Source organism: Streptomyces sp. NRRL B-24572 (genome assembly GCF_002156145.1).
Lineage (GTDB): Bacteria > Actinomycetota > Actinomycetes > Streptomycetales > Streptomycetaceae > Streptomyces > Streptomyces vietnamensis.
This window is the reverse complement of the sequence record NZ_MWIG01000269.1, coordinates 1-8,326: the sequence shown is the minus strand read 5'-3', so window position 1 is coordinate 8,326 and position 8,326 is coordinate 1. Positions and strand designations below refer to the sequence as shown.

At 73.6% G+C, this 8,326-nt stretch carries 6 protein-coding genes; 1 reads left to right on the top strand and 5 read right to left on the bottom strand.

What is annotated here, in order from left to right; translation table 11 throughout:
* The first annotated feature begins 255 nt into the window (after positions 1-255).
* Entirely contained in the window at positions 256-1,569 is a 1,314-nt protein-coding gene (locus tag CCN56_RS16845; protein ID WP_179199865.1) for a metallophosphoesterase, read from the top strand.
* Here CCN56_RS16845 and CCN56_RS16840 read toward each other — a convergent pair.
* The 5 genes from CCN56_RS16840 to CCN56_RS43215 form a co-directional block, all read right to left on the bottom strand.
* Positions 1,511-2,740: an endo-1,3-alpha-glucanase family glycosylhydrolase gene (locus tag CCN56_RS16840; protein ID WP_143664537.1), complete on the bottom strand. Its 1,230-nt coding sequence runs from the start codon at positions 2,738-2,740 to the stop codon at positions 1,511-1,513. The genes CCN56_RS16845 and CCN56_RS16840 overlap by 59 nt on opposite strands.
* Positions 2,737-3,951 (bottom strand): hypothetical protein, encoded by a 1,215-nt coding sequence (locus tag CCN56_RS16835; protein WP_086827738.1) that lies wholly within the window; start codon positions 3,949-3,951, stop codon positions 2,737-2,739. The genes CCN56_RS16840 and CCN56_RS16835 overlap by 4 nt, the downstream gene beginning before the upstream one ends.
* Entirely contained in the window at positions 3,948-5,399 is a 1,452-nt protein-coding gene (locus CCN56_RS16830) for an alkaline phosphatase family protein (RefSeq protein WP_086827737.1), read from the bottom strand. The genes CCN56_RS16835 and CCN56_RS16830 overlap by 4 nt, the downstream gene beginning before the upstream one ends.
* The gene (locus tag CCN56_RS16825; protein WP_086827735.1) at positions 5,396-7,048 is read right to left on the bottom strand and encodes a glycosyltransferase family 39 protein; all 1,653 of its coding nucleotides are present in this window, start codon (positions 7,046-7,048) and stop codon (positions 5,396-5,398) included. The genes CCN56_RS16830 and CCN56_RS16825 overlap by 4 nt, the downstream gene beginning before the upstream one ends.
* Positions 7,045-8,326: hypothetical protein (locus CCN56_RS43215; protein ID WP_218779418.1), on the bottom strand; the 1,282-nt coding region annotated here is incomplete at its 5' end. The genes CCN56_RS43215 and CCN56_RS16825, both read right to left, overlap by 4 nt.

Sequence of the window (8,326 nt, the reverse complement as noted above, 5' to 3'; positions counted from 1 at the left end):
CGGTCCCACCCCCGCCCACGCCGACCTGCCCGGCGCCTCCCCGGTGCTCACCCGGGCCCCGTACCTCACGGACCTGACGCCCACTTCCCTCCGGGTGACCTGGGCGACCTCCACCCGCAGCCGGCAGACCGTGAAGTACGGGCCGCTCGGCAACTGCACGGCCAACTCGGTCACGGCCGCCACCCTCGGCACCACCATGACCGTCAACGGGGTCACCGAGTNNCGGACGGCTCGCCGACGCCCTTCACGTTCGCGGTGCTCGGCGACTGGGGCGACACCACCAGCAACGGGGTCAACAGCGGCGCCGTCAACGAGGACCAGGCCAACGTACTGTCCCGGCTGGCCGCCAGCGGCGCCCGCTTCGCGCTGTCCACCGGCGACGTGGCCTACCCCAGCGGAAGCCCGACCAACTACGGCGACCTCCAGCAGTCCGGCGTCAACATCAGCGGGGTCTTCGCACCGGAGTACTACGCCGCGCCCGGCCAGAAGCTGCCGATGTTCTCCACCAACGGCAACCACGGCCGCACCGCCACACTCCTGCTGACCTGGCCGCAGCCCGCCGTCACCGCGGCCTCGAACGGCGTCTACTCCCAGGTCGGCTACCCGTCGTTCTTCGGCAGCACCCCGGCGACCTACCCGACGACGTACTACGCCTTCAGCAGCGGCGGCGTCCGGTTCTACATGCTCGACGCGTCCTGGAGCGACACCAACACCGGCACCGCCGACGGCAACAACTGCGAGGGCACCGACCACTGCGCCACCTACCAGGTGGACGCCGCCGCCCACTGGGCGACCACCTCGGCCGAGTACCAGTGGCTCCAGCAGGACCTGGCCGCGCACCCGGGCGGCGTCAAGGTGGCCGCGTTCCACTTCCCGCTGCGCTCCGACGACCCGACCGAGCCGGACGACGAGTACCTGAAGAACAACCCGGGCAGCACCGACACCCTGGAGCAGCTGCTCCACGACAACGGCGTGAACCTGGTCTTCAACGGCCACGCGCACATCTACCAGCGCAACGTCGCCCCGCCCGGCGGCGTGCCGAGCTACGTGACCGGTGGCGGCGGCGCCAAGCTCAGCTCGGTCGGCGGCCACGGCTGCGACCCGACGGACGCGTACGCCCTCGGCTGGTCCTACAGCTCCAACGTGGGCAGGCGCTGCCCCTCCTCGGTGCCGGTCCCCGCGGCCGACGCCAATGTGCACCACTTCCTGCTGGTCTCGGTCCTCGGCTCGACGCTGACGGTGACCCCGACGGACTCCCTCGGCAACGTGTTCGACGCGCAGACCTACGACTTCACCCCCGACGGCACCGCGCCGACCGCGCCCTCCTCCCTGACGGTGACCCGCCCCGCCTCCACCACCATGAAGCTGGCCTGGGGCGCGGCCGTCGACCTCACGCAGCTCGCCGCGTACGACGTCTACCGCGACGGGACGTACATGGCGACCGTCCCGCAGGAGGTGCTCACCTTCAGTGACAAGACGGCCGTGTGCCCGGCCTCGTACACCTACGAGGTCAGGGCGCGCGATCTGGCCGGGAACACCGCGGCGACGTCGACCCCGGTGACCTGCTGACCGCTTGGCCGGGGCCCGTTCCCCGCTCCTCGACGGGAGCGGGCCCACTCCTCCGGGAGGCGCGCAGGCGGCGCACCGCGAACGGGGTGATCAGCAGCATGGGGGCGACCAGGCCGGCGAACGCCCAGTAGGCGCGGGAGGGGCCCGACCCGGCGACGGACCGGCCGGGGACGTCCCCGGACCCGCCGGGGTCGCTCCGGGGCGTGACGGTCGCCTGGACGCCCCGCAGGTCGCGCAGCACCTGCAGGTAGCGGTCCCCGTGGTCGTGGGAGGGCTCGACGTGGGTGTTCTCGGAGAACTCGTTCCAGCTGATCAGCCCGACGGCGTCCGGCGAGGAACGGAGCGCGGCGGTGTACCCGGCGCTCAGCGTCGCACCGTCCCGGCGGGGGACGGGCCTGGTGCCGCCGACGAGTTGTGCGTCGAAGCCGGGCGTGCAGGGGGCGATCCAGATCTTGTGGTCGGCGTGCACGGCCCGTGCCATCTCCTGGAGCTTGTCGGCGTAGCCGGGGGTGGTCTCGGGGTCGGCCGAGGACCAGTAGTAGGCGTCGCCGTCGGTGACGTCCGCGATCCGCCGGTAGCCGTCGACGTTCTTCTCGGTGGCCAGGACCCGCAGTTCGCCGCGGACGGCGGAGGTGACGCGGGCGACGTCGTCGTGCGCGTAGCTCCAGGTGCCGCTCCAGACGGTCAGCGGGCGGCCGGCGACGCGCAGCAGGGCGGGGCTGGCGGCGAACTGGTCGCGGAAGTACCGGAAGTCGGCGGCGACCTGGGCGACGGGCAGCGGGCGGCGGTGGAAGTCCAGGCTCTGGTAGATCATGGCGAGCTTGAAGTTCCTGGCCTCGGCGGCGTCGACGAGCTTGCGCAGCCGCCGGTCGTTCACGACGCCCCGCTTCCATCCGACGATGAACCCGTCGATCCCCGCGGACCGGGCCTCGGTGATCTGGCGGTCGATCACCTGTGGGTCGTCGCTCGAGTACGGGCCCGCCAGCGGCAGGTCGGTCTTGGCCCGCTGCCACGAACCGGCGTCGAACCACTGGTAGTAGTAGGCGAGCAGCGGCGGACGGGTGGTGTCCCCGGCGCCGGATGCGGCGGTGGGGCGGGGGCCGGGAGACGCGGCACCGACGCCCGGCCAGCACAGGACGAGCGCGGCGAGCAGGGCCCAGAGCCGTCTCATCGGGCCGCCCCGGTGCACGAGGCGTGGGGAGCCTTCTCTTCTCCTCCCGGCCGCTCGGGCTTCGGTGGTGGCACCGCCGCTTCCGGTGGTACAGGCGCTTCCGGCGGTACGGGCTCACGAGGTTCGGCGGGCCCCCGCACCGCTCCGGTCCCGGGTGCCCGGCCCGCGGCGGTGCGACGGGTCCGGCGCCGGAGCCGGATCGCGACCGGTATCCCGACGAGCAGCAGCCCGGTCCCGGCGAGGACGAGCAGGTCGGTCCGGCCGACCACGGTCACGTCGGCCGTGACGGACTGGGACAGCTGTATCTCCCGGGGGTTCGTGCTGCCGCCGGGGGCCTTGACCTCGACGGTGTAACGGCCACGCGGCAGATGGGTCAGGACGGCGGTGTGGTCCGGTCCGAGGGTCACCGCCGTGGCCTTCCCCCCGGGGCCGGTGACGGTGGCCCTGTCGCCCGTGGCGGAGCCGAACAGTGCGTCGTGGGCGGTGACGGTCAGGTCGTGGAAGGCGCCGGTGAACATCAGGTGCCGGTCGGGACCGGGTCGGAAGCCCTGCCGTCCGGCGTCGGCGAGCTCGGCGCCGTCGTAGACGAGGCTCCGCAGGGTGTAGTCGACCGGGACGGGCGTCAGACGGCTGTTGCGGTAGACGGGCACGATCCCGTTCAGCCAGGTGGTGCCGGACACGGACAGGTCGGTGGTGCGCGCGTCGGAGCCCTTGACCTTCACCGCGGAGACCAGGGACGGGTCGAGGGGCGTGCCGTGCTGGTCGGTGAAGGAGACGGTCACCGGATACTGCACGGTGAACCCGGCCGTGACGGTGTAGTCGGCGCGCAGCGGCAGCCCGTCGACGCGGCTGCGGAACGTCTGGTCCGGGTCGCGCTGCCCGGCCCAGCGGGTGAAGTGGTAGCGGGCGCCCGGGGTGTCGACGGAGGTGTCGAGCAGCCGCAGCGACTGGCGGTCCGCGGTGCGGACGCCGGTGTACGAGGCGGTGCCGTCGGAGCCCGTGACGAGGGAGGTGCCGGCGAAGACCAGCCGGACCCCGGGCACCGCCGGAACCGTGCGGAAGGTGACGGTGACCGTCGGGGCGGCGCGGTGCGGGTCGGCGGCGCCGGCGGACGCCCGGGCGGCTGCGGCCGGCCAGGCGAAGGCGAGCAGCAGCGCCGTGAGCAGGGCGAGGACGGCGACCGCGTGACGGTGTCCGGTACGGCGGTTCACGGCCTGCTCCCCTCCGGCGTGCGGGACCGCCCCGAGGAGCCTTCCGGCGAGGTCGGCGAGGTCGGCGAGGTCGGCGCGGACGGCACGGTCGGTGCCGACGGGCCTGTCGGAGCCGACGGCGCCGCGGCGCGCCTGCGGGCGGCGAGCAGGGCGGTGCCGGCGACGAGCAGCGCGGCTCCGCCGAGCACCCCGCCGTAGACCCCGTACACGACGGTCGCGTTCACCGGCCGCACGACGGGCCGCGCGGTGGGGACGGCGAGCACTTCGGGGGGCCGCGGTGCGGCGGAGAAGTCGAGGGCGGCGGCGAGGCTGGCGGCGGTGGTGTCCCGTCCGCCGAGCGGTGCCAGCTTCCAGTTGTCCTCGATGAAGCGCAGCGCCGACGAGGAGTCGAGCACCCGGTGGTCGATGTGCCCGGCCGGCGCGTAGGCGCTGATCAGGACGGCCGGGACGCGCAGGCCGCGCGGACCGTCGGCGGCGGCCGGCGGGGCCACGTGGTCGTACCACCCGCCGGAACCGTCGTGGCTCCACAGCAGGGCCGAGCTGTCCCAGTACGGGCTGAGGGCCAGCTGGGTGGCCAGCGAGCGGATGAGCTTCTGGCCGGGCGGGACGGACCGCGCGGAGCGCTCGGAGGAGCCGGAGCTGGCGATGTAGGCCACCGACGGCAGGGTGCCGTTGTCGAGGTCGCGGTAGTACTGGTCCAGGTCCACGATGTGGGAGGCGAGGGCGGGGTCGTCGACGAAGCGGGCGTAGCCGAGGAGCGGGGCGCGTACCGGCTGGGTGGCGCCGACCGCGCGGAAGTTCTCGGCGGGCCGGTAGTCCTCGACGTAGAACTTCCAGCTGACCCCCGCCTGCTGGAGCCGGTCGAAGACGGTGGCGCGGTCGCCCGCCGGCGGGGCGGCTCCCGCGACCCAGTAGGAGCGTTCGGCGGCGGTGCCGTAGGGGACGGAGGAGAAGAACTTGTCGAAGAGCACGTAGCGGCCGGCGGCGGCCCAGTCGAACGGCAGGTCCCGGGCGTCGTAGTGGCCCATGACGGTCGTGCCGTCCCTGCCCTGCCGGGTGTACGCGGACACGAAGCCGTCCATGCGCCCGCCGTTGATCTGCTGGGTGACGATGCTCCGGCTCGGGGAGAGCGGGGCGGGGGCCGCGGCGTGCAGGGAGTAGGGCCGTACGCAGTCGGAGGCGGGGCCGACGACGGTGCGCGGCTGGCAGGCGCCGGCGGGGATGCCGTCGGCTCCGGGGTACGTGCCGAAGTAGTTGTCGAAGGTCCGGGGGCCCTGCATCAGGTAGATGAAGTGCTGGACGGGGGTGGTCGCGCGGTGCTCGGCGGTGGTGCCGCCGCCCGGGTCGGGGCGGGCGCCGGTTCCGGTGGCGGCCGTTGCCGTGGCGGGGCCGAGCAGGAGTGCCGCGCCGGTCAGCGCCGTCAGCAGACGGACGGTCAGCGGCTTCATGACACACGCACCTGGTAGATGACGATGACCGGAGTGGGCGTCGGGTCGGTGGAGGAGGCGGGAACCCGTACGGCGGAGCTGTAGACGGCCGCGCCGTGGTACTTGTCGACCAGCTGCCGGATCTTCGCGCCGTAGAACGGGGCGCGGTGGGCGGTGTAGGAGTCCCAGACGAGGTACTGGAACTCGCCGTCGCGCAGCGAACGGTCGGGGTTGGGCACCGGCGTGTACGAGGGGTTGCGGTAGAGCCGGTTGACGCTCACCGACAGCGCAGAGACGGGTCTGCCCCCGTAGAACTGGAGCACATTGGCGACCGAGGGGCCGGCGGCGAGCAGCCGTGCCCCGCCGGGCACGTGCTCGCGCACCCACTGGCCCGCCTCGCGGCCGCCCGGCAGGCCGCCGGAACCGGCCAGGAACGACCCCTTCGGAGCGGCGGTGACGCGGGCGGCGGACGGGAGGGCGAGGGACAGCGCGACGGCGAGCGCGACGAGGACGGCGCCGGCGGCGGCGAGCCGACGGGGCGGTACCCGCAGCCGGCCGGTCCGCATCCGGAGTCCGGCGAGGGCGCCCAGCGTGCGGCCGGCGAGCACGGCGAGCGGCGGCGTGATCGGCAGCAGGTAGGGGAAGCCCTTGACGGGCCACAGGGTGAAGAACAGCACGGGCGCGGCGATCCAGCACAGCAGCAGGCCCTCGCGCCAGCCGTTGCGGCGGCGCAGCCAGACGAGGCCGACCACGGCGGCCGCGAGCACGGCCCAGCCGATGACCTGCGGCACCGTCGCGGCGTAGAAGCCCATCGGATGGTTGGCGCGCCGGAACAGCTGCCACTGCAGGTAGTTCTGCCCGGTGCCGCGGTGGCCCGCGACCCACGTCGCGAGCGGGAAGGCGGCGACGACGAGGGCGAGGAGGCCGGTGGCGAGAACGGCGTGCCGCCACCGCATCCGTACCGAACGGCTGAGGACGAAGAAGACGTACAGGCCGCAGACGAGCACGAGCGCCGTCTCCTTGGAGAGCGCGGCGGCCCCCAGCGATCCCGCGGCGGCGAGCAGCCAGGGGAGCCCGTCGCGGCCGGCCTGCACGTACCGTACGACGCAGTACAGCGCCAGCGTGGCGCACAGCGTCATCAGCCCGTCGAGCAGCACCTGACGGGTCACCACCACGTGGTACGGCATGACGGCGAGCAGCAGCGCGGCGGCGAGCCCCGCGGCGTGCCCGTAGAGCCTCCGGGCCAGCAGATACGTGACGGCGACGGTGACGACGCCGACGCCGGCCGCGACCGCGCGGGCCGTGAACTCGTCGGTGCCGCCGCGCAGGAAGAGCGACACGAAGCCGGTGAACAGCACGGGGTGGGCGCGGAAGACGGGGAACACCGGCTGCATGGCCGGGTCGCCGGCGAGGGAGGCGGCGGTGCCGGTGTAGACGGCCTCGTCGCTGTTGAAGCCGATCCGGGTGAGCTGCCAGAACCGCAGGAAGGCGGCCAGGGCGAGGACGGCGGTGAGCGGCAGGACGGTGAGCAGGACCCACTCGGCGGTGGGACGCCGGTGCGGGCGGGTCGGGGCGCCGGTCGTCCCCGGAGGTCCGGTGGTGCTCCGCGTGGGGGTGTGGGCGCCGGGCCCGGCCGCCGCGTCCTCGGCGGAGTACGTGGGACGGCTCATGGCGTCCTCCCACCGGGGTCGTTCGTGCGGGAGGCGCCGGGGGCGGCCGGAACGGCGGTGTGGAGCGGCAGGGCCATGGAGCTTACGGACAGGGACGGTTCGTCCTCCGGGGCCTCCGACTCCCAGTGCGGCCACGGGTGACCGTCGGCCAGGGGGACCGGGCGGCCGTTGGTCGTCCGCCGGTCGGCGTCGAGCAGTCGGGGTATCTCGTCGGCCCAGCCGAAGTGGTCGGAGGCCAGGACGCGGGTGCGCACGCCGGAGAGGAAGCCGGCCAGGACGTCCCGTTCACGGCTGCGCAGCTGGGCGTGGTCGAGCCCGTCGACGGTGATGGCGGGGGCGAAGTACCGGAACGGCGGGAAGCCGTAGGCGTCCTCGGTGTTGACGAGCAGCCTGCTGACGGTCTCCTCGTGCCCGAGGTCGCTCAGACGGGGCGCGCCGCGCTCGATGACGAAGAGTTCGGTCACCTTGATCGCGCTGCTCAGCCGGCAGGACACGAGCCGGTCGACGGCGTACTTCGGCGGAGGCACGAGGATCTGCGTGACCGCGTTGATGCCCATGATGGGCAGGTTGTGGCGGGCCAGGGTGAAGGCGAAGGAGCGGCCCTCCTTGGAGTGCAGGCGGCTCTGCCGCTGCAGCCGGCGCCATTCGTGGGGGGTCAGGTCGTCGGAGCGCACGGCGTGCAGGGTGTGCGCGCTGATGGTGAGCGGCTTGGGGAAGCACAGGGCGTTGCCGTGGGCGTCGACGACTGTCATGTCGTCGGACAGGAACCGTCCGTCGTGTTCGCTGAGGAGCCGCAGGATGGTGGACGTCTTCCCGGTGTCGGTCAGCGCGGAGAGCATCACGCCGGTGCCGCCCAGCTCGACGGTCGCGGAGTGCAGCAGCATCCGGCCGCGGGCGACGAGCACGAAGCGCAGCAGCGCCTCCAGGACGTTGGTGTAGACGACGTGCGGGGAGCGGGCGAGCAGCGGGCTGACGAGGACGGCGATGGGGTCGCCGATGTCGACGCGGAAGTTGGCGCCGAACCGGCCGAGCTGCTCCTCGTACTGCACGGTGGTGGGCTGCGGTGCGCCGCGGTCGGGGATCTCGGTCATGACCGCGCGGTGGCGCGGGAACCGGCGGCCGACGTCGCCGACGCGGACGGTGATGTCGCAGGCGTCCGGCGGCACCCACTGGGCGCGGAAGAACTCCAGCTCGGGCAGGCGTATCTGGGAGCCGATGGTGACGGTGCCGGCGATGTCGTAGCGGTAGGTCAGGTAGCGGGGGCGCTTGGGGTGGGCC